Raw genomic sequence first — 19,353 nt, forward strand, 5'->3', positions numbered from 1 at the left:
GTGCTCCACCGTCCCCCGCCGTGTCAGCGGCCTCGCGGTCGGCCTCGGAGCGCGATCACCGTCGTCCCGGCGAGGACCAGGCCGAGCGCTGCCGCCACCAGCGCCCCGATCGATCCCGGCGCCCCCGTGAAGGCGAGCTCCGCCGCGGCGGGTCGTGCCGCGACCTGGAAGGACTTGCGCACCTCGTTCGAGACCACCGGCACGGAGCGTCCGCGGAGCGTCCCCGGAACGTCCTCTCGTGAGACCGGCGGGCCGTCCGGTCGGGTGACCGACCCGGTGGCCTGCGCCTGGAAGGCGATGACGCCGTCACGCTCGTCGCCGTCGGTGACCCGGTACGGAGTCACCGCACGACAGGACGTCGCAGCGCCCGGTTCGAGCCGGTCGTCCTCGCACCGGATCGAACCCGCCCGAGCACTCCCGACGGTGACCGTGTCCATGACGAGGTTGCTCGTGTTGACCACGCGGTACCGGGACGCGACGGTGTCGTCCACCACGAGCGCCTTCCGTGACGGGGCCCACTCCGCGCCGAGGAACAGCCCGGAGGCAGCGTCCAGTCCGACGGTGATCGTGCTCTCCGCGGACACCGTCACACCGTCCGGCGCGGTGGCGGTCGCCGTCTCCGCCAGCTCGACCGCGCCGAGCTCGATCGGTTCCTGGCCGAGCACGAGCTCCTGGACCGTGCAGGTGATGGTCGCCCCGGGAGCCATCGGGTCGGTGGGGCAGCCGACGGCGAGGTCCGGGTGCCCGGCCAAGGTCGACGCGGGGCCGGTGAGCGTGGTCGTTCCCGTGTTCGTGACGGTGATCGCCGATTGCACGACGTCGCCGGCGAGCGGCACCGGGTGCTCGGATGCAGCCAGGTGCGCCGTGATCTCGGTCACGATCGACGACTCCCGAGGAACGACGACCGTGTCCGTCGCCGTGGCCTCGACGGCCGCTCCCGCCGGGTCGATGCCCGTGGCGCGGTGGGTGAACGCGAGCGCCCCGGCGTCGATGTCGTCCTGCGTGAGGGCGTGGTCGCTGACGGCACACTCGGCACGCTCGCCGGGGGCGAGTGCGTCAGGGCAGCGCACCGTCAGGTCGTCGTACCCGTCGATCGACCCGTGGACGTCGTGCAGCGTGACGTTGCCCGGGTTGACGATGCCCACGCGCAGCTCGACAGGCTCGTCCGGACCAGGACGGGCAGCCCCGATCGTCGCCGTGATCGTGGTGCCGATGGCCGGGGCGCGCCGTACGGTGGGCTGCTCGGCATCCGCCGTCGCTCGGACCTCCGCGCCACGAGGGGACACCGCGACCGCCTCGACGGTGTCGGTGATCGCGCCGGCGTCGACGTCGTCCTGCCGGACCGTCCGCTCCGGCGTGGTGCAGGTGGTGCTCGCGCCCGGGTCGAGCGAGCGGTCTCCACACGTGACGTCGCCGTTCGTGCCGGTGACGACGAGGTCGGTCACGGTGCGGACTCCGGCGTTCGTCACGACCTGCCGGAACGCGATCTCCGCACCGACGCCGGCGAGACCGTCGTCGTCGCCTCCGCTGAGGACGGGCGCGTCGGTCACCTCGAGGGCGTTCTGCTCGGCGAGGAAGGTCGTGCTGGCAGGACCCGGCAGGTCGAGGCCCCGGTGGGCGCTGATCGTCGAGGCGTCGACGGTGTACGTCGCGTCCTGGTCCGAGGTCACCGTGACGGTGACCTGGCACGACGCACTGCCAGCCCTGAGACCGCCGACCGCTTCGACGGTCGTCCCGCCAGCGGCCGCCGTCACGCGACCGGCGTCGCAGGTCGTGGTCGCTGCCGGCTCGGGGGCGAGCACCAGGCCGTCCGGGAGCGTCTCGGTGAACGACCATCCGGGTTTCGCGCCGAGCTCGCTCGTGTTCCGGATCGTGAAGGTCAGGCGCGTCGTCTCGCCGACGAACGGTCGTGCGCCGTCGAACGCGTTCTCCAACTGCGGCGTCGCGTCGTACACGGTCACCGCGTCGATCGCGCCGTCGTTGCCGTTGGCGCTCGCCTGCCGGTTGCGCATGACCCAGCCGAGCGAGCGGTCCTGCATCAGCACCGCCGCATCGGACACGAAGTGCCCGCCCCGGACGGTGTACCCGCCCACGCGGTAGGTCGTCGAACCCGCCGAGGAGCACGGGTCGATCGACGACGCGTTCACCGGGCGTTCCGTCGAACCGTCCACCAGGGCGAAGTCGAGGAGGGGGTGCGCATAGGTGCAGGACCCCGCGACCGCATCGACGCCGAACGAGACGAAGCGCCCCGGCCGACCGATGTCCGTGCTGCCGACGGTCCGCAACTGCACGGCGTTCGCCGGAGTGTTCCGCGACCGGGTCCACGCACTCAGGGCGTGGTTCGTCTTCGGCGCGGTGCCGTTGATCTGCCCGAGGACCTCACTGAAGGTGCTGATCGCTCCGGCCTCGCTCTGGCAGGCTCCGCTCGGCACCTGCGAGTTCATCACCATGCCGTTGCACTCGGAGCGGTCGATCCAGGCGGGGTCGGCCGAGTACCGCTGTCCGCTCGAGCCGACGTACTGGTCGACCATGACCACTGACGACCCGACGCCGTGCTCGAAGTCCTCGGCGAAGAGGACCCGAGGCGGTGCCGCAGCGGGATGACCGCCGGACGCCGAGGCGGATCCGGCGAGAGCCGCACTCGGGGCGACGACGACGGGGCCCGCGACGACGGCGACCAGAGCGGCAGCGATCAGCGTTCCGGACAGAAATGGGCGGAGTGCGTGCATGAAATGCAAGATATCGGCGGTTCGAGCGTCCGGAGATGACGCATTTCGCCACGCGATACGACTCGCCCGATATCAACGCCATATCGCGCATCCGGCACGCGACTCCGGTCGCTATCGCTCCTGTTTGCGGTCTGCTCCGCCCGGTCGGACCGCGGCGGTGTCGGCGACGTCGATGCGCACGGTGCCGTCGGACTCCTCGTGCACCTCGACGCGGGGGTCCTCGTCGTGCGCGTCGGAGCCGGACATCCGGCGCAGCGTGTCGTGCCGGCGCTCGTCGAACGTCATGTCGACCCCGTCGTCGAGGTGGTCGCGGTCCGGACCATGCGGATGTTTCGGTGCTTCGCTCATGTCCGCGACGGTACTCGTCCGCGGGTGCGCGGGCTCACCCGACCGGTGCGGTCCCGGTGCGCTCGGTCCAGTGCTCTCCGGCGTCCCACCTGGCCCGGACCGCGGCCTGGACGCGACCGCGCGGCGCGATGGACCGTGCGCTCGCCAGGTCCGTGCCGAAGACGAACTTCGCAGCGCTGTCGTCCCCCGCTGCCGCGTCGTGGGCGCCGGGCGGGAGCAGGGTGAAGCGCTCGGCGAAGCGCACGAGGTTCGCGTCCGGGCCGAGTTCGGCGGCCAGTCCTGGGTCGAGCGTCCACGACCGGCAGCTCCACACCGTCGCCACGTGCGCCGGTGCGAGCCGGCGGAGGACGTCGGGAGCGGCTGCGAACGCACGGTCGCAGGCGGCCGGGTCGAGCGGGCCGGTCTCCGGGACGTGCACGCCCCAGGACCGGGTACCGTCCGCAAGGTGCGCACCGAGTTCGAACTGGAGGCGCCCCACGGCCACCACGCGTCCGGTCGCCACCGCGCAGAACCAGTCCAGCCCCGTACCCCGCACCCCGTACCGGTCGCGTTTCCGGTCCACGTCCGCGATGCTCGCTGCGGCGTGCTCGCGGGTCGCACCATGGGCGACGAGCCACGCCGCGGTCCGTGGCAGCACCGCGTCGACCGCGGCCATCGCGAGGTCCTCCCGCGCCCCGGCCGGGGCGTCGGCGACGTTCGACGCGAGCTGCGCGGCGAGCGTCGCCGGGTCGTGCAGGCGACCGATGGCGGCCGTGAGCAGCGCGACGGAGCTGGGCAGGGCCTCCCGGCTCACTTCAGGCCGGACGAGGCCAGCCCGTCGATCACGCGACGCTGCAGCACGATGAACATGATGAGCACCGGTGCCATCGCCATCAGGCTCGCCGCCATGAGCACCGGGTAGTCGATCGTCCGGTCGCTCGACAGCGTCGCGAGGCCGGCGGCGAGGGGCATGTCCTCGGCGCGGGTCGACACGACCAGCGGCCAGAGCAGCTCGTTCCACGACCACAGCACCGTCGTGATCGCGAGCACGCTGATCGAGGGCCGGGCGAGCGGCAGCATGATCCGCCAGAACACCTGGAACGGGTTCGCGCCGTCCATGCGCGCCGCCTCTTCGAGCTCCGGTGGCATGTTGAGGAACGCGGTCCGCATCAGGAACGTGCCGAACGCACTGAACAGACCGGGCGCGACGATCCCGGCGAGGGTGTCGAGCCAGCCGAGCCCCTGCACGATCTGGTACTGCGAGATCAGGTACACCTGCGACGGCACCAGGAGGATCGACAGGACGATCCCGAGCAGCACCGCGCGACCGCGAAACCGCATCCGGGCGAAGGCGTAGCCGGCCAAGGTGCACAGGATGATCTGCGCGATCGTCCGGATGATCGTGACGTACACCGACGTGCCGAGCTGGCTGAGGAACGGCAGGCGCTCGAAGACCTCGGCGAAGTTGTGCCACTGGAGCTCGCCGGGCCAGAACGTCGGGGTGACGGACTGGACCTGCGCGTTCGTGGACAGCGCCATGATGATCTGCCACAGGAACGGGAACGCCATCGCGAACCCGCCGATGCCGAGGACGACGTGGATCCACCAGTGGGAGCCGCCGCGGCGGCCAGGGCGCTTCCCGGTCCTGATCGTGGTGGTGGTCATGACTGCACCCACTTCTTCTGGAACCGGAACTGCACGAGCGTCACGATGCCGATGAGCACGAAGATGATCATCGCGATCGCGGCCGCGAAGCCCTTGTCGTTGTCGATGAACCCGGCGCTGTAGAAGTAGAAGACGAGTGACATCGTCTTCGGGATCACCGGGTTGGTGCTGCCGAGGATGGCGTAGAGCAGGTCGAACAGCTGGAAGCTGGAGATCGTCGTGACGATGACCACGAAGAAGATGCTCGGCGTCAGGAGCGGCACGGTCACGGAGCGGAACTGGCGCCAGCGACTGGCGCCGTCGAGCTCGGCCGCCTCGTACAGCTCTGGCGGGATGTCCTTGAGGCCGGCGCCGAGGATGATCATCGAGAAACCGAGCGACGACCACAGGCCGACGAGGCTCACCGCGACGAGCGCGAAGCCCGGGGTCGAGATCCAGTACGGGCCGTCGATGCCGAACAGCCCGAGGAACCAGTTCACGATCCCGTAGTCGCCGTTGAACATGATCCGCCAGACCAGGGCGATCGCCGCGGGCATCGCGACGTAGGGCAGGAAGAACAGCACACGGTAGAACTGCGCGAACCGCAGACCAGGGGTGTTCAGCAGGCTCGCGAGCCACACCGCGATCGGGATGCCGACGAGCACGATGGCCGTGTAGATCACGGTGTTGAGCAGCGACTGGTACAGCTGCGGGTCGGACAGCAGGCGACCGTAGTTGGCGAGACCCGAGAACGTCGCGCCGCCGAAGACGCCCCACGTGGTGAACGAGTACCAGAACGTCTGGAGGATCGGCCAGATGTAGAACGTGCCGACGCCGATGAGCAGCGGCAGGACGAACAGCCACGGCCATGCACCGTCGGTCCGGATCAGGCGGCGGGGGGCACCGCCGGGGGCGCCCCGCCCGGACGCGTGCTGCGTCCGGGCGGGGCCGACGGCGGGTGTCGCCGCCGTGTCGGGGTGCTGCTCGGTGTGGATCGTCATCGGGTCACTCCCTGACGCCGGGGCGTCACTTCTCCTTGCCGAGGGCGGCGTCCATCTTCTGGGCGAGGTCCTTCGCGACCTCGTCGACGGGCTTCGACCCGTCGAACGCACTCGGGAGCAGGTTCGTCTCGAGGGTGTTCCACGCGGCGGTGTTCTTCGAGACGGGCAGCGGCTTGGCGTAGTCGACCGCGTCGAGGAAGACCTGCAGGTCGGCGTCGGGCATCGTCTTCGTGAAGGCGTCCTGCGTGCCGGTGTAGGCCGGGATCACGGCGCCCATGTCGCCCTGCTGCTGCTGTGCGGTCTTGCCGGCGAGGTACACCTGCAGTGCCTGGGCCGCTGCCTTGTTCTTGCTGCCCTCCGCGACCACGTTCGAGACGCCGTGGATGACCGTCGCCTGCTCCTTGCCCTTCGGCAGCGGGTAGACGACGACGTCCTTCTCCATGTCGGTGCCGGTCAGCGCCGAGCGGAACCAGCTGCCGCCCTGGTACATCGCGAGCTTCCCGGACGTGAACCACTGGTCGGCGGTCGTGTCGGTCAGCTGCTTGATCGAGGGCGACGCACCCGACTTGATGAGGTCGGTCCAGAACTGCAGGCCCTCCTCGGACGCCTTCGACGCGTACTCGGACTTCGTGGCGTCGTCGTTCAGGACGGATCCGCCTGCCTGGAAGATGGTGTCGTAGTAGGTCGTCTGCCCGTCCATGCCGCCGGCGGCACCGTACGCGCCCTGTGCCTTGAGCTTCTCGGAGAGCTCGGCGCCGGTCTTCTGGAAGTCGTCCCAGGTCCAGTCCTTCGACGGCATCGCGACGCCGGCCTGCTCGAACAGCGACTTGTTCATCCAGACGCCGATCGTGTCGAAGTCCTTCGGGACGCCGTACTGGGTGCCGTCGTACGTGTACAGGTCGTTGAGCGCCGACGAGTAGTTCTTCGGGTCGATCGCGCCGGCCTTCACCTCGCCGGTGATCGGCGCGATCTTGCCGTTGGCCGCGTACAGCTGGAAGTTCGGGCCGTTCATCCAGAACAGGTCGGGGAGCGTGTTGCTCGAGCCCTGCGTCTGGAGCTTCGTCCAGTAGTTGGCGAACGGGGTGACGTCGACGTTGACCGTGATGTCGGGGTACTCCTCGTTGAAGCCCTTGATGTTGGCCTTGATCGCCTTGACCTGGTTCTCGTCCCAGACGGCGTAGTCGAGGGTCGCCTTGGTGTCCTTCGACACCTTCTCGTAGTCGCCGCCGGAACCCGCGGCGCCCGAGGAGGTCGAGCACCCGGCGAGCAGGGCGGCTGCGCCGAGGGCGGCGACGGCGCCGAGGAGGATGCGTCGGGCTCCTCGGGCGGGGAAGTGTGCGGTCATCGGGTGGTCCTTTCGCACGGCCGTCAGCGTGTGACGGTCTGGGTGGGGAGGGTGAAGTGGGAGATCGTCTCGGCCGGGAGGCTCGGGACGTCGATGGGCACGGAGCCGCCCCGCAGCGAGCGGGTCGCCAGGGCGCCGGCGGCGACCGCGGCTCGCGCCGCGACCGGGGACAGTGAGGTCGGTTCGCCGAGTGCGACGCTGCGCAGGAACTCGGTCATGGTGAGCAGGTCGGCGTCCGCGTGGCCGGAGTCGACGCCGTCGATCGGGTACTCGCGGTCGCCCTGGACGTCCCACCCGCGGCGGTGGTTCCAGACCTTGACCACGCCGCCGCCGGTGTCGCCGATGTTCTCGAGACGGCCTTCGGTCCCGATCACGGTGTAGTTCCGCCAGTAGTCCGGCGTGAAGTGGCACTGCTCGTAGCTCGCCTGCACGCCGTTGTCGAGCGTCATCATCACCATCGAGACGTCCTCGACGTCGACGACGGGGTTCAGGCCGGTCTGCTCGAGCGGCGGCCAGTTGTCGAGCGAGAACCAGTCCCCCATGAGCTCACCGCTGCGGTCGCGACGATCGGTGACGTCGCCGTAGACGGACAGCGAGCCCATCCCGACGACACGGCTCGTGTACCCGCCGGCGAGGGCGTGGATGACGTCGAGGTCGTGGCTCGCCTTCTGCAGCAGCAGGGAGTTGACCTTGGTGCGGTCGGCGTGCCAGTCCTTGAAGTAGTAGTCGCCGCCGTTCCCGACGAAGTGGCGGCACCAGACGGCCTTGACCTCGCCGATCTCGCCCCGTTCGACGATCTCCCGCATGAGCCGGACGACGGCGGCGTGCCGGAAGTTGTGGCCGACGTACAGCGGGGTGCCCGTCTCGGCAGTGGTGTTGAGCACGGCGTCCGCGTCCTCCACCGTGATGGCGAGGGGCTTCTCGAGGTAGACCGCGATGCCCGCGCGGAGCAGGTCGATCGCGATCTCGGCGTGCGTCCAGTCCGGGGTCGTGACGATCGCCGCGTCCACCGCGCCGACGAGGTCGCGGTGGGACTCCACCACCAGCGCGTCGGGGTACTCGCTGCGTCCGCGTTCCCGCCCGTCGGCGGTGACGTCCGCGACGGCGGTGACCCGGGCCTCCAGATCGGTGCTCGAGGCGACCGCCTCGGCGACGTGGCGGGCGATGGCGGACCGCTGGCCCATGCCGATCACCGCGATGCGGAGTCCTTCGTACGTGTCGACGCTCATCTCGCTCCCTTGCGTGATTGTGACGCCCATGATGCCGAATCGATCATGAATGCACAATAGGCGCTCACGGATCGCTCACGGAAGCGAGATGCGAGGGTTTTACACGCCGGTAACGTCCGGGCGCGACGTCGTGGTGCTGGCGGGCCCGTCAGCCCCGGTCCGGCTCAGTCGGCTCAGTCGGCTCAGTCGGCTCAGTCGGCGACGACGAGCTCCACGCCGGCGGCGGCGAGGTCGGCCCCGAACGCCGGCGGGACCGGCTGGTCGGTGACCAGGACGTCGATCCGATCCAGCGGGCAGATCCGCGCGAACGTCGAGCGCTCGATCTTGGTGGAGTCCGCCACGACGATCGCCCGACGCCCGACGGAGGCGAAGTGCCGACTGACCTCGGCCTCTCCCTCGTGCATGGTGGTGGCGCCGTACTGGCCCGTCAGGCCGTCGACGCCGAGCACGACGACGTCGAGCGCGAACTCGTCGAGGGTGTCGCGGACGAGCGGGCCGACGAGTTCGTAGGACTGACGACGAGCAACGCCGCCGGTGACGACGATCTTGACGTTGGCGCGCACCGACAGCTCGTACCCGATGTTCAGCGCGTTGGTGACGATCGTGACGCCGTACTCGCCGTCCGCCCGGATGAAGCGTTCGCTCTTGCCGAGCTCCCTGGCGACCTCGGTGGTGGTGGTCCCGCCGTTCAGCCCGACGGTGTCACCCGGGGCGATGAGCGCCGCCGTCGCACGGGCGATCGCCGTCTTGGCTTCTGCCTGCCTGGCGATCTTGTACTGCAGCGGCAGCTCGTACCCGGCGCCGAGCGCGGCGGCCCCGCCGTGCGTGCGGGTGACCAGCCGCTGGTCGGCGAGGGTCGCGAGGTCGCGGCGAGCGGTGGCCGGGGAGATCCCGAGCATCTCGCCGATCTCGGAGATCGACACGTTGCCCCGTTCGCTCACGAGTTCGAGCAGGGCGTTGAGCCGCTGTTGCGGAGTCATGAGGGCCATCCTACGGGCGTGCCGCGCTCGGTCACTGATCGGAAATGACGTTTTCCTCTCGCATCGCGCACGATCGCTCGCTATGCTTCCGACCATCGATCACCCGGATCGAGACCGGACCGGAAGGCACCCATGACCGACACCTTCGTGAGCGAAGAGCTCGCGTCGCAGCCGGAGACCTGGCGCGCTGCGGCCGCCCTGCTCCCCTCCTTCGTCGACACCCTCCCCCAGCCAGGCGAACGCGTCGCCGTCGTCGGGTGCGGGACCAGCTGGTTCATCGCGATGAGCTACGCCGTGGCCCGCGAGCAGGCCGGCCTCGGCGTCACCGACGCGTTCGCGGGATCCGAGTACCCGACCGGACGCGAGTACGACCGCGTCGTGACGATCAGCCGGTCCGGCACGACGACCGAGATCGTCTCGCTGCTCTCCGACCTCCCCACGCAGCGCACCGTGCTGATCACCGCCGTGCCGGACAGCCCGGCGGCGGCGGTCTCGGACGACACGATCGCGCTGCCGTTCGCCGACGAGCGTTCGGTCGTCCAGACCCGCTTCGCGACGACGGCGCTCGCCCTGCTGCGCGCGTCCATCGGCGATGACGTCGATGCACTGGCCGTCCAGGCGGAAGCGGCGCTCGCGCTGCCCATCGAGGACCTCCTCGACGCCGAGCAGGTGACGTTCGTGGGTCGCGGCGCCGCCGTCGGCCTGACGTTCGAGGCAGCACTCAAGACCCGCGAAGCCGCGCAGTTCTGGGCCGAGTCGTACCCGGCGATGGACTACCGGCACGGCCCGATCGCGATCGCGCAGCCCGGTCGACTCGTTTGGTCCCTCGGCAGCACGCCCGACGGGCTGCCGGACGAGGTCGCCGCGACCGGTGCCCGGTTCGTCCACCACGACCTCGACCCCATCGCGGGGCTCGTCGTCGTGCACCGTTTCGCGGTCGCGCTGGCCGAGCGTCGCGGGCTCGACCCGGACCACCCGCGTTCCCTGACCCGCTCGGTCATCCTCACCTGATGGCCGGCAGCGGGGCCGTGCTCGGGGTCGACGTCGGCGGCACGGGCATCAAGGCCCGACTGACCGACGCCGACGGGCAGGTCCTCGCCGAGTACCGCGTGCCGACGCCGAAGGACGACCCCGACGCGCAGCGGCTCGCGGAGACCGTCGCGGACCTCGCCGTCGGCGCTGTCCCGCGCGATGCCGACAGCACCGTCTCGCTCGATGCCGTCGGGCTCGTCGTCCCCGGTGTCGTCGACGAGCGCGCCGGCACCTCGGTGCTCTCGGTCAACCTCGGCTGGCGGGACGTCCCGGTGCGTACACGGGTGCTCGCAGCGTTGCTCGCCCGCGGCGTCGACGTTCCGCTCGCCTTCGGGCACGACGTCCGTGCCGGTGCCCTCGCCGAGGTGCGATCGGGTGGCCTCGACGAAGGCTCCGCCGTGTTCCTGCCGATCGGCACCGGGCTCGCGAGTGCGCTCGTCGTCGACGGCACCGTGGTTGACGGCGGCGGATGGGCCGGCGAGGTCGGCCAGGTCCGGCTCGCACACGGACCGCACGCCGGGGCCCGGGTCGAGGAGATCGCCTCGGCCGGTGCCGTCGCACGCCGGACCGGTGTCGAGAGCGCGCACGCCGCCATGCTCCTCGTCCAGCAGGGCGATGCGACGGCCGCCCGGGTCTGGCGCGAGTGCGTCGAGGTCCTCGCCGACGTGATCGGGTGGACCACCGCGGTGGCCGGGTGCCACACCGTCGTCGTCGGCGGGGGCCTGGCCCGGTCCGGCCCGCTCCTGCTCGACCCCCTCCGTGCGGCGGTCGCGGACCGGCTGGCCGGGCTCCGTGTCCCCGCGGTCGTGCCGGCCCGTCACGGAGACGCGGCGGGCGCGATCGGGGCCGGCCTGCTCGCACGCGATCTCCTCGAGCGTGGCACCCGCGTCGCGGAGGGCATGCCGTTCGTCGCCGAGGGCACGCGGTGAGCACGCTGGTCCGCTCCGCGCGGCTCGTCACCCCGACCGGGACGACCGACGGGGGTTGGCTGCTCGTCGAGGACGGGCGGGTGGCCGCCGTGGGTTCCGGGGACGCCCCTCCCCACGACCGCGTCGTCGAGACCGACGGCACGGTCCTGCCAGGTTTCGTCGACCTGCACGCGCACGGTGCGCTCGGCCACGACTTCGCGACCTGCACCGCGGACGATGCCCGCGCCGTGGCCGCCTTCCACGCCGACCGCGGGACGACGTCGCTCGTCGCGTCGATCGCGACCGGTACCCCTGCGGACACCCTGTCGGCGCTCCGTCGGCTCCGGCCACTGGTCGCGGACGGCACGCTCGTCGGACTGCACCTCGAGGGGCCGTGGCTCTCGCCCGCCCGACGGGGAGCACACGCACCGGACCTGTTGCACGCACCGACGACGGCCGAGGTGGACGAGTACCTCGACGCCGCGGCCGACGCGCTCCGGGTCGTCACCCTGGCACCGGAGCTCCCCGGCGCACTCGACGCGGTCGGCCGGCTCACGGACGCCGGGATCGTCGTGGCGATCGGGCACACCGACGCGGACGCCGACACGGTCCTGCGCGCCGTCGATGCCGGTGCGCGACTCGTCACCCACGTCTTCAACGGCATGCCCCCGCTGCACCACCGCGATCCCGGCCCGGTCGGCGTCGCCCTGACCGACGACCGCCTGTCCGTCGAAGCGATCGTGGACGGTCACCACCTCGACGCCGTCGCGGTGGACCTGGTCCGCCGCAGCGCCGCCGGCCGGATGGTACTTGTGTCCGATGCGATGGCCGCGACCGGGTGCCCGGACGGACGCTACCGGATCGCCGGATCGGACGTCCTGGTGTCCGACGGTGTCGCGATGCTCGCGGACGGGTCGTCGCTCGCCGGCAGCACGAGCACGATCGCGGACGCCGTCGCCCGTGTCCTCGCGAGCGGTCCGGACGCGATCGCCGAAGCCGTCGCCATCTCCTCGGGGAACGCCGCGGCGTTGCTCGGTCTCCCGGAGCCCCTCAGCCCCGGGTCACGCGCCGACTTACTCGTGCTCGACGCCGATCGGCTCCGCGCCCGTCCGCTCACCGAAGGAGTCCTCGCATGATCGTCGTCGTCACGCCGAACCCCGCGGTGGACGTCACCTACCGCGTCGACGAACAGCGTGTCGGCACGACCCAACGCGTCCGGAACGTGGACCGGCGACCCGGCGGCAAGGGGCTCAACGTCGCACGTGTGCTGCACGCCGAGGGTGTCCGGACCCACTCGGTCCTGCCACTCGGCGGCGCCGCAGGGGCCTGGGTGGCCGATGCGGTGGCCGCCCTCGGGCTCGATGCGACCACGGTCCCGGTCCCCGGCGAGACCCGCACCACCGTGACGGTGGTCGACGACCTCACCCACCCCACGATGTTCGGCGAGCCCGGGCCGTCGGTGCCACCTGGGTCGTGGTCCCACGTCGACGGAGCCGTCCGGGCCGCCCTCGGGCCAACAGCTCCGGACGAGACCGTCGCGCTCGTGCTCTCGGGCTCGCTCCCTGTCGGTGCCGAGCCGACCGTGGTCGTCCCCTGGGTGACCGACGCCGTCGCGGCGGGGGTCCTCGTGGTCGCGGATCTCTCGGGCCCGTCCCTCCTCGCGGCGGCCGACGCCGGTGCCACCGTGTGCAAGCCGAACCGCGAGGAACTCGCCGAGGCCACGGGCCTGCCGGACGAACGGGACGGCGCGCTCGACCTGCTCCGGCGCGGTGCCGGACTGGTCGTGGTCTCGCGCGGAGCCGACGGCATCGCGGCACACGCGCTCGACGACGTGGTCGAGGTGCCCGCCGTGCCCGGCGTCACCGGCAACCCCACCGGCGCGGGGGACGCCGCGACCGCCGGCCTGGTCCTCGCACTGTCCCGCGGTGCCGACACCGCCCTGGCACTGCGCACGGCCGCGGCCTTCGGCGCAGCAGCGGTCCTCCGTCCCGTCGCCGGCGAGATCGATCACGACGCCGCACACCGGTTCCTCTCCGCCCTCGACCCCACCAGGAGTCCCGCATGATCACCGACCTGGCCCTCACCGGGCTCCTCGACACCGCCCGATCGACCCGGCACGGCATCGGGGCGTTCAACGTCGTCCTGCTGGAGCACGCCGAGGCGATCGTCGCGGGTGCCGCCGCCGCCGGTCTGCCGGTGATCCTGCAGATCAGCGAGAACTGCGTCCGCTACCACGGCGGGCTCGCACCCATCACGACCGCGACCCAGGCGATCGCGCGCTCGGCCGACGTCGAGGTCCTCGTGCACCTCGACCACGTCGAGGACACCGACCTGGTCGCCGAGGGCATCGCGCTCGGGGTGGACTCGATCATGTACGACGGTTCGCACCTCGACTACGCCGCGAACGTCGCCGCCACCCGTGTCCTGGCGGACCGCTGTCACGCGGCCGGCATCGCGATCGAGGCCGAACTCGGCGAGGTCGGCGGCAAGGACGGCGTGCACGCACCGGGTGTCCGCACCGACCCGGCCGACGCAGCGGCGTTCGTGGCCGCGACGGGGGTGGACGCCCTCGCGGTCGCCGTCGGGACCTCGCACGCGATGCAGACCCGCGAGGCCGCCGTCGACCGCGACCTGATCGGGCGGCTGCACGACAGCGTGCCGGTGCCTCTCGTGCTCCACGGGTCGTCGGGACTGTCGGACGACGAGCTCCGTGGTGCGGTGGCGGCGGGGATGACGAAGATCAACATCTCGACGCACCTCAACGGGCTCTTCACCCGGGCGCTCCGCGACGTGCTCGACGAGCGGCCGGAACTGGTCGACCCGCGGAAGTACGTCGCCGCCGGCCGCGACGCGATCACGACCGAGACCGCGAGACTCCTGACACTCCTGGCACACTGACGCGACGAGGCCGCGGCGCTCAGCCCTTCGTCCTGGAGTGCCACCTCGTCGTCGTCCCCTGCGCGAGCACCAGGTCACCGTTGGTCTGCATCCGCAACTGCATGTTCTTCCCCCCGTACCGCCACGTCGCGGTCGACCACTTCGCCTTGCCCACGGCGTCGTAGAGCACCACGTTGCCGTCCGTCTGCACCCGCAGGGAACTGCCCCGACCACCGGCGACGGCGAACACCGTCTTCGATCCGAGGATGATCCGGAGCTGGCCGTCGGCCCGGACGATGAAACGACGGTGTCCGGTGGTGTCCCGGATCTCCTGTCCGGGGACGAGGCTGGCGCCGGGCACCAGGCGGTCGCGCGTGCCAGGGACCTGCTGCCACAGGACCGTCGTCCCACGGACGAGCTGGACCACGCCGAGGTCGGTGACCTGCAGCACGGGAGCATCTCCCGCGGAGGGCTTGCCTGCGGCCCAGACGGTCGCACCGGTGGTCGACCGGATCGCGAGCGTGCCGTCGGTGCCGACCGTGAGGGTCGCGCCCGCGGACGCGACGTTCGACGACCACAGCGCCCGTCCGCCGCCCCACTCGACGAGGCGGCCGTCGGACTGCAGGTCGAGCCAGTACAGCCCGTGCGGCGACCGGATCGACGTGCCGGAGGGCACCGGCGTCGCCGAACCCGTGATCCCCGTGGCCGTGGCTCCTGCCGCGGCCGGCCCGACAGCGGCAGGAGCACCGGCGCCACCGCCAGCGCACCCGGCGGTCGGCAGCAGGGCCCCGAGCACGCCCCAGTTCGGCGTCCCGAGTCCTGTTGCCTGGTCGTACCCGGTGGTCGCCGCCGCAGTGCCGTTCGTCCCCGACGTCACGTCGCGGAACGCCGTCGGGTTCGAGTACAGCGTCTGGTGCAGGTCCCCGATGCCGACGGTGCACCCGCGGGTCCCGAGTGCCGCGGCGAGCTGGCCGGCGACGACCGGCGACGCGAGACTCGTGCCGCCACCGAGCGCGAAGCCGTGCGCCGTGCCGAGGTAGATCCCGGGCCCGGTCGCGGGGTCCGCGACCGAGGCGATGTCGGGGACGAGGCGCTTCGTCCCCGTGACACCGGTACCGGACTGCCACGCCGGGCGGTCGTACGCCGCGGAGACGCCACCCCCGCCTGCTCCGTACGTGTTCGACCATGCGGACTCCGAGGTGCCCGACGACGTGGTCCGCAGCGAGGTCCCTCCGACCGCGACCACGGCGGGCGACGATGCCGGGTACGTCACCGAGCGGACCGACGAGCGGGGTCCGGTCGGGCACATCGCGCCGTCGTCACCGGAGGCGGCGAACACGGTCGCCCCGGCGGCCACGATGCGGTCGAGCGCGTCGTCGAGTGCCCCGCGGGCTGCCGCGGACGTCAGCGACTCGCAGGAGCCCCACGAGACGCTGACGGCCGTGATGCCGGCACGCTGGACGTCGTCCGCGATGCGACTGTAGGCGTCGTAGAGCCCCTGGAACGAGTTCGGTGCGACGTAGACGCGCTGCCGGGCCGAGGGCGCCGTGGCGAGGAGGGCCTCCTGGTCGAGCGCGACCTCGGTCTCGCCGCCGGAGCCGTCCGCCCGGTGGACGTCGGCGCCGTCGATGGCGATCTGGTCGAGCGCGGGGACCGGTCGCCCGACGGCCGCCGCGTAGGCGACGAGGTCGTTGCGGTCCCAGCCGGAGAGCTGCACGGTCGCGACGGTGGTGCCGGCTCCGGCGCTCGCCGCACTCGAGGAGCCGTAGGCCCTGGCGAGGTCAGCAGGCGCGTAGCCGCCCGGGAGCGCGGCGTGCGATGCGGCGGGCCGGGCGTCGAGCCCGAACACCGTGGTCACGGAGTCGCCGAAGGACGCCGGGATGACGACGTCGTTGGTGGGGTGCATGCCGTCGCCGCTGCCCACCAGGGTGGTCGCGAAGAGCGCCTCGGCCTGCGCAGCCGTTCCGGTGGCCTCGAGCTCCCAGGTGTCCAGGTCGGTGACCGTGAACCCCGCTGCGGCGAGCGCCGACCGGACCGTTGCGCCGTGCGGCTCCTCGGGCGCCAGGGCGTCGACCGCGTCGCTCCGTTCGTCGGGACCGGCTCCGGCCGTGGTGGCCGGCAGGTCTCGCAGCGCGGTCCGGTCCGTCGGGCGCAGCACGACGGTGAGGTCGACCGGGGTGTCGGCGGGGGTCCTGCCGTCCGTCGGGTCCGAGGACGTCGGCACGGACCCCGAGGACGCGACGGTCGACGGGACGGTCGGCGTGGGGGCCGTCCCGGCCGAGGCGGGTGCGGCGACACCGACGGCGAGCGTCGCCCCGAGGGCGGCCGCCGTCAGGAAGGCGAGGGTGCGGTGGTGCATCGGCGTCACTCCATGACTCTGCACGGCGCCCGATCCGTGGGCACCGGCCCGCTCGGTGCTCGAGCGGACGCGAGCACGCTAACCCGCGGAGGTGCCACTCCGACAGCGGTGACGCCGGAATGCGCGCCCCCAGTTGTGGAGCGTCGTACCCCGCCCGGTCCCCCACGCGTCGCCCTGGAGGCTCGGCTCGGCCCCGGCACGCCGGTCACGTCAGCAGAGCGGGACGTTCACCGCCAGACCGCCCATCGCGGTCTCCTTGTACTTGGTCGACATGTCGGCACCGGTCTGCCGCATGGTCTCGACGACCTGGTCCAGCGACACGTGGTGCACGCCGTCCCCGCGGAGCGCCATCCTGGCCGCGTTGACCGCCTTGTTCGCGGCGATCGCGTTGCGCTCGATGCAGGGGATCTGCACGAGCCCGCCGATCGGGTCGCAGGTCAGCCCGAGGTTGTGTTCCATCGCGATCTCGGCGGCGTTCTCGACCTGTTCCGGGGTTCCGCCGAGGACCTCGGCGAGCCCGGCGGCCGCCATCGACGCGGCGGAACCCACCTCGCCCTGGCAGCCGACCTCGGCGCCGGAGATCGAGGCGCGCTCCTTGTAGATCGACCCGATCGCGCCGGCGGTGAGGAGGAAGCGGACGACGGCCTCGTCGCGGTCGAGCCCGTCGACGTAGTGCAGTGCGTAGGCCAGGACCGCGGGGATGATGCCCGCCGCACCGTTCGTCGGCGCCGTCACGACGCGTCCGCCCGATGCGTTCTCCTCGTTGACCGCCATCGCCCAGAGGTTCACCCACTCCATCGCGAACAGCGGGTCGTGGTCGGGGTCGTCGCGGGTGAGCTGTCCGAACCAGTCGGCTGCACGTCGCCGGACCTCGAGCCCGCCCGGCAGGGTTCCGGTTCGCCGGACGCTGCGGTCGACGCACGACTCCATCACGCCGTGGATGCGGAGCAGCTCGTCGCGGACGCTGTCCTCGGAGCGGGTCGCGACCTCGTTCGCCAGGGCGATGCCACTCACCGGCAACCCCGTCGAAGCGCAGGCGGCGAGCAGCTCGGCACCACTGGAGAACGGGTGCGGCACGGTGTCGTCGACGGGGATCGCTGCTTCGGCGACGGCTGCGGGCTCATCGTCGCCGTCCCGCGTGATGAACCCACCGCCGACCGAGTAGTAGGTCTCGACGGCGATCTCGGAGCCGGAGTCGTCGAACGCGCGGAGCCGCATGGCGTTCGGGTGTCTGGGCAACATCGTCAAGGGGTGCTGGATGATGTCGCGGAGCCGGAACGGCACGCGCTGCCCGCCGGACATCCGCAGGACGCCGGTCTCCTCGAGCGTGTCGAGCGCCGCCGTCATCGCGTCGGGGTCGACGTCCTCCGGCAGCTCGCCGGTGAGCCCGATCGCGACGGCGCCGAGCGTTCCGTGTCCCTGCCCGGTGGACGCGAGCGAGCCGTAGAGGTCGACGCGGATCGTCACGACGGGCAGTGCCCGGACGCGGTCGGCGAACTCGGCTGCGGCGCGCATCGGCCCCACGGTGTGGGAGCTCGACGGGCCGACACCGATGCTGAACAGATCGAAGACGGAGACCGGCACGTCGCCACCCTAACCCGTCCGGACGGACGGAGCCCGTCCGGACGGACGGAGCCCGTCCGGACGGACGGACGTTCAGCGGCGGTTGCCCTCGGCGGGCATCAGGAACCACAGCACGACGTAGGCGATCCAGAGCGGACCGGGGAAGAAGCTCAGGATGACCCAGGCGACGCGGACGAAGGTACGGGACCAGCCGAAGCGGTCGGCGATGCCGGCACAGACGCCGGCGAGGACACGGCCGTTGCCGGGGCGGGTGAGTGCGTTCATGTCCATGACGCTACGCACCCGACGACCGCCGCAGAAGGTGGTCTCCCTCCGGATCCGGGGTGGGGAGAACCCCCGGGTCAGGGAACGAGGACGATCTTGCCGCGGGTGTGCCCCTGCTCGAGTTCCGCGACGGCGTCCTGGACCCGGTCGAGCGGGTAGGTCGCCGCGATCGGCACCTCGATCGCACCCTCCGCCACCATGTTCGCCAGCGCGCCGAGGATCTCGGGATCGGCGGTGTCCGAGCTGCCCGATGCGTGCGCACCGACCTCGGCCGCCGCCTCGAACGCGATGATCGTCTCGATGCGGTCGGCGGGGATCCCGAGCGCGATGCCGAGGTGGACGTACTCGGCGCCGTGCGTGTCGATGAGCGCGTCGACCCCGTTCGTCGCGAGCTCCTCGATGCGCTGCTGCAGTCCGTCCCCGTAGGCGACCGGACGTGCCTTCTTGGACGCGAGCCACTCGTGGTTCGACTCCGACGCGACGGCGATGACGTCGATGCCCTCGTTCGTGAGGAGCTGCGTGACGAACCCGCCGACGCCCCCTGCGGCGCCGGAGACGACGACGGTCTCCCCCGGCCTCGGGTCCACGGCACGGACGGCAGCCGCCGCGGTCGTCGCGATGACGTCCAGCCCACCGGCCACGGTCCAGTCGAGCAACCGCGGCTTCTGCACGACCTGCTCGGCCGGGACGGACACGTACTCGGCCTGGCTCGACCGGTCCCACGACCAGCCGATGACCTCTTCGGCCTCGTCGACGCCGTCGACACCCTCGCCGACCGCGACGACGATCCCGGCGAAGTCGGTGCCCTGGCCGGACGGCAGGTCCCCGCCGAACACCCCCTGACGGATGGCGGACTCCCCCGGGTTGATCCCGGCGGCCCGGACACGGACGAGGACGCGCCCCGGCAGGGCGGCCGGGACGGGAACCTCGGCGACGCGGAGCACGGTCCGGTCGCCCCACTCGTCGAAACGGACGGCGCGCATGGTCTCAGGAAGATCGGTCATCTCCGGAGACGCTACGCCTCCGCGCCACCACGACGCATCCCAGTCCGACAGTGGACCGCTCCATCCCCGT

At 71.8% G+C, this 19,353-nt stretch carries 17 protein-coding genes; 5 read left to right on the forward strand and 12 right to left on the reverse strand.

Features of this window, described 5'->3' with window-relative positions; genetic code table 11:
- Nucleotides 1-23 precede the first annotated feature (23 nt).
- The 8 genes from ACIPJ2_RS02225 to ACIPJ2_RS02260 all read right to left on the reverse strand — a co-directional run bounded on the left by ACIPJ2_RS02225 (nt 24) and on the right by ACIPJ2_RS02260 (nt 9,255).
- Entirely contained in the window at nt 24-2,729 is a 2,706-nt protein-coding gene (locus ACIPJ2_RS02225; RefSeq protein WP_402727359.1) for a hypothetical protein, read from the reverse strand.
- Between the two features lie 111 nt (nt 2,730-2,840).
- On the reverse strand, nt 2,841-3,077 hold the full coding sequence (locus tag ACIPJ2_RS02230; RefSeq protein ID WP_402727360.1) for a hypothetical protein: 237 nt from the start codon (nt 3,075-3,077) through the stop codon (nt 2,841-2,843).
- Between the two features lie 34 nt (nt 3,078-3,111).
- Nucleotides 3,112-3,870, reverse strand: coding sequence for a hypothetical protein (locus ACIPJ2_RS02235; RefSeq protein WP_402727361.1), 759 nt, complete (start codon nt 3,868-3,870; stop codon nt 3,112-3,114).
- Nucleotides 3,867-4,721: a carbohydrate ABC transporter permease gene (locus ACIPJ2_RS02240; protein WP_281266136.1), complete on the reverse strand. Its 855-nt coding sequence runs from the start codon at nt 4,719-4,721 to the stop codon at nt 3,867-3,869. Before ACIPJ2_RS02240 ends, ACIPJ2_RS02235 begins: the two co-directional genes overlap by 4 nt.
- Nucleotides 4,718-5,701 (reverse strand): carbohydrate ABC transporter permease, encoded by a 984-nt coding sequence (locus ACIPJ2_RS02245; protein WP_402727362.1) that lies wholly within the window; start codon nt 5,699-5,701, stop codon nt 4,718-4,720. Before ACIPJ2_RS02245 ends, ACIPJ2_RS02240 begins: the two co-directional genes overlap by 4 nt.
- Nucleotides 5,702-5,726: 25 nt before the next feature.
- Complete coding sequence (locus ACIPJ2_RS02250) at nt 5,727-7,046, reverse strand: ABC transporter substrate-binding protein (protein WP_402727363.1); 1,320 nt, start codon at nt 7,044-7,046, stop codon at nt 5,727-5,729.
- A 23-nt stretch (nt 7,047-7,069) separates the two neighbouring features.
- Nucleotides 7,070-8,275, reverse strand: a complete 1,206-nt coding sequence (locus tag ACIPJ2_RS02255; protein WP_402727364.1) for a Gfo/Idh/MocA family protein — start codon at nt 8,273-8,275, stop codon at nt 7,070-7,072.
- A gap of 191 nt (nt 8,276-8,466) precedes the next feature.
- Nucleotides 8,467-9,255 (reverse strand): DeoR/GlpR family DNA-binding transcription regulator, encoded by a 789-nt coding sequence (locus ACIPJ2_RS02260; protein WP_402727365.1) that lies wholly within the window; start codon nt 9,253-9,255, stop codon nt 8,467-8,469.
- Nucleotides 9,256-9,387: 132 nt separating this feature from the next.
- Here ACIPJ2_RS02260 and ACIPJ2_RS02265 point away from each other — a divergent pair, with 132 nt between their 5' ends.
- The 5 genes from ACIPJ2_RS02265 to ACIPJ2_RS02285 are packed head-to-tail and all read left to right on the forward strand — an operon-like array spanning nt 9,388 to nt 14,093.
- A complete protein-coding gene (locus tag ACIPJ2_RS02265) occupies nt 9,388-10,266 on the forward strand; it encodes an SIS domain-containing protein (RefSeq protein ID WP_402727366.1) in 879 nt (292 codons plus the stop codon).
- A complete protein-coding gene (locus ACIPJ2_RS02270; RefSeq protein ID WP_402727367.1) occupies nt 10,266-11,216 on the forward strand; it encodes an ROK family protein in 951 nt (316 codons plus the stop codon). The genes ACIPJ2_RS02265 and ACIPJ2_RS02270 overlap by 1 nt, the downstream gene beginning before the upstream one ends.
- Nucleotides 11,213-12,331, forward strand: coding sequence for an N-acetylglucosamine-6-phosphate deacetylase (gene nagA, locus ACIPJ2_RS02275; protein WP_402727368.1), 1,119 nt, complete (start codon nt 11,213-11,215; stop codon nt 12,329-12,331). Before ACIPJ2_RS02270 ends, nagA begins: the two co-directional genes overlap by 4 nt.
- Nucleotides 12,328-13,260, forward strand: a complete 933-nt coding sequence (locus ACIPJ2_RS02280) for a 1-phosphofructokinase family hexose kinase (protein ID WP_402727369.1) — start codon at nt 12,328-12,330, stop codon at nt 13,258-13,260. The genes nagA and ACIPJ2_RS02280 overlap by 4 nt, the downstream gene beginning before the upstream one ends.
- The gene (locus ACIPJ2_RS02285) at nt 13,257-14,093 is read left to right on the forward strand and encodes a class II fructose-bisphosphate aldolase (RefSeq protein ID WP_402727370.1); all 837 of its coding nucleotides are present in this window, start codon (nt 13,257-13,259) and stop codon (nt 14,091-14,093) included. Before ACIPJ2_RS02280 ends, ACIPJ2_RS02285 begins: the two co-directional genes overlap by 4 nt.
- 19 nt (nt 14,094-14,112) lie before the next feature.
- Here ACIPJ2_RS02285 and ACIPJ2_RS02290 read toward each other — a convergent pair whose 3' ends face one another.
- The 4 genes from ACIPJ2_RS02290 to ACIPJ2_RS02305 all read right to left on the reverse strand — a co-directional run bounded on the left by ACIPJ2_RS02290 (nt 14,113) and on the right by ACIPJ2_RS02305 (nt 19,283).
- Nucleotides 14,113-16,431, reverse strand: coding sequence for a hypothetical protein (locus tag ACIPJ2_RS02290; protein WP_402727371.1), 2,319 nt, complete (start codon nt 16,429-16,431; stop codon nt 14,113-14,115).
- Between the two features lie 210 nt (nt 16,432-16,641).
- Nucleotides 16,642-18,015 carry an L-serine ammonia-lyase gene (locus tag ACIPJ2_RS02295; protein WP_402727372.1) on the reverse strand — a complete coding sequence of 458 codons (1,374 nt, stop codon included), beginning with the start codon at nt 18,013-18,015 and terminating at the stop codon, nt 16,642-16,644.
- 72 nt (nt 18,016-18,087) lie between these two features.
- Nucleotides 18,088-18,279, reverse strand: coding sequence for a PspC domain-containing protein (locus ACIPJ2_RS02300; RefSeq protein WP_402727373.1), 192 nt, complete (start codon nt 18,277-18,279; stop codon nt 18,088-18,090).
- 77 nt (nt 18,280-18,356) lie between these two features.
- On the reverse strand, nt 18,357-19,283 hold the full coding sequence (locus tag ACIPJ2_RS02305; protein ID WP_281266149.1) for an NADP-dependent oxidoreductase: 927 nt from the start codon (nt 19,281-19,283) through the stop codon (nt 18,357-18,359).
- Nucleotides 19,284-19,353 lie beyond the last annotated feature (70 nt).

It is taken from the genome of Curtobacterium sp. NPDC090217, assembly GCF_044746705.1.
In the GTDB taxonomy this organism is placed as follows: Bacteria; Actinomycetota; Actinomycetes; order Actinomycetales; family Microbacteriaceae; genus Curtobacterium.

Excerpts from the sequence above, each read along its gene's own strand:
- ACIPJ2_RS02255 (WP_402727364.1), bottom strand. The coding sequence starts at position 8,275 with ATGAGCGTCGACACGTACGAAGGACTCCGCATCGCGGTGATCGGCATG.
- ACIPJ2_RS02270 (WP_402727367.1), top strand. The coding sequence starts at position 10,266 with ATGGCCGGCAGCGGGGCCGTGCTCGGGGTCGACGTCGGCGGCACGGGC.
- ACIPJ2_RS02240 (WP_281266136.1), bottom strand. The coding sequence starts at position 4,721 with ATGACCACCACCACGATCAGGACCGGGAAGCGCCCTGGCCGCCGCGGC.
- ACIPJ2_RS02230 (WP_402727360.1), bottom strand. The coding sequence starts at position 3,077 with ATGAGCGAAGCACCGAAACATCCGCATGGTCCGGACCGCGACCACCTC.
- ACIPJ2_RS02280 (WP_402727369.1), top strand. The coding sequence starts at position 12,328 with ATGATCGTCGTCGTCACGCCGAACCCCGCGGTGGACGTCACCTACCGC.
- ACIPJ2_RS02305 (WP_281266149.1), bottom strand. The coding sequence starts at position 19,283 with ATGACCGATCTTCCTGAGACCATGCGCGCCGTCCGTTTCGACGAGTGG.
- ACIPJ2_RS02245 (WP_402727362.1), bottom strand. The coding sequence starts at position 5,701 with ATGACGATCCACACCGAGCAGCACCCCGACACGGCGGCGACACCCGCC.
- ACIPJ2_RS02265 (WP_402727366.1), top strand. The coding sequence starts at position 9,388 with ATGACCGACACCTTCGTGAGCGAAGAGCTCGCGTCGCAGCCGGAGACC.
- ACIPJ2_RS02225 (WP_402727359.1), bottom strand. The coding sequence starts at position 2,729 with ATGCACGCACTCCGCCCATTTCTGTCCGGAACGCTGATCGCTGCCGCT.
- ACIPJ2_RS02260 (WP_402727365.1), bottom strand. The coding sequence starts at position 9,255 with ATGACTCCGCAACAGCGGCTCAACGCCCTGCTCGAACTCGTGAGCGAA.
- ACIPJ2_RS02285 (WP_402727370.1), top strand. The coding sequence starts at position 13,257 with ATGATCACCGACCTGGCCCTCACCGGGCTCCTCGACACCGCCCGATCG.
- ACIPJ2_RS02250 (WP_402727363.1), bottom strand. The coding sequence starts at position 7,046 with ATGACCGCACACTTCCCCGCCCGAGGAGCCCGACGCATCCTCCTCGGC.
- ACIPJ2_RS02300 (WP_402727373.1), bottom strand. The coding sequence starts at position 18,279 with ATGAACGCACTCACCCGCCCCGGCAACGGCCGTGTCCTCGCCGGCGTC.
- ACIPJ2_RS02290 (WP_402727371.1), bottom strand. The coding sequence starts at position 16,431 with ATGCACCACCGCACCCTCGCCTTCCTGACGGCGGCCGCCCTCGGGGCG.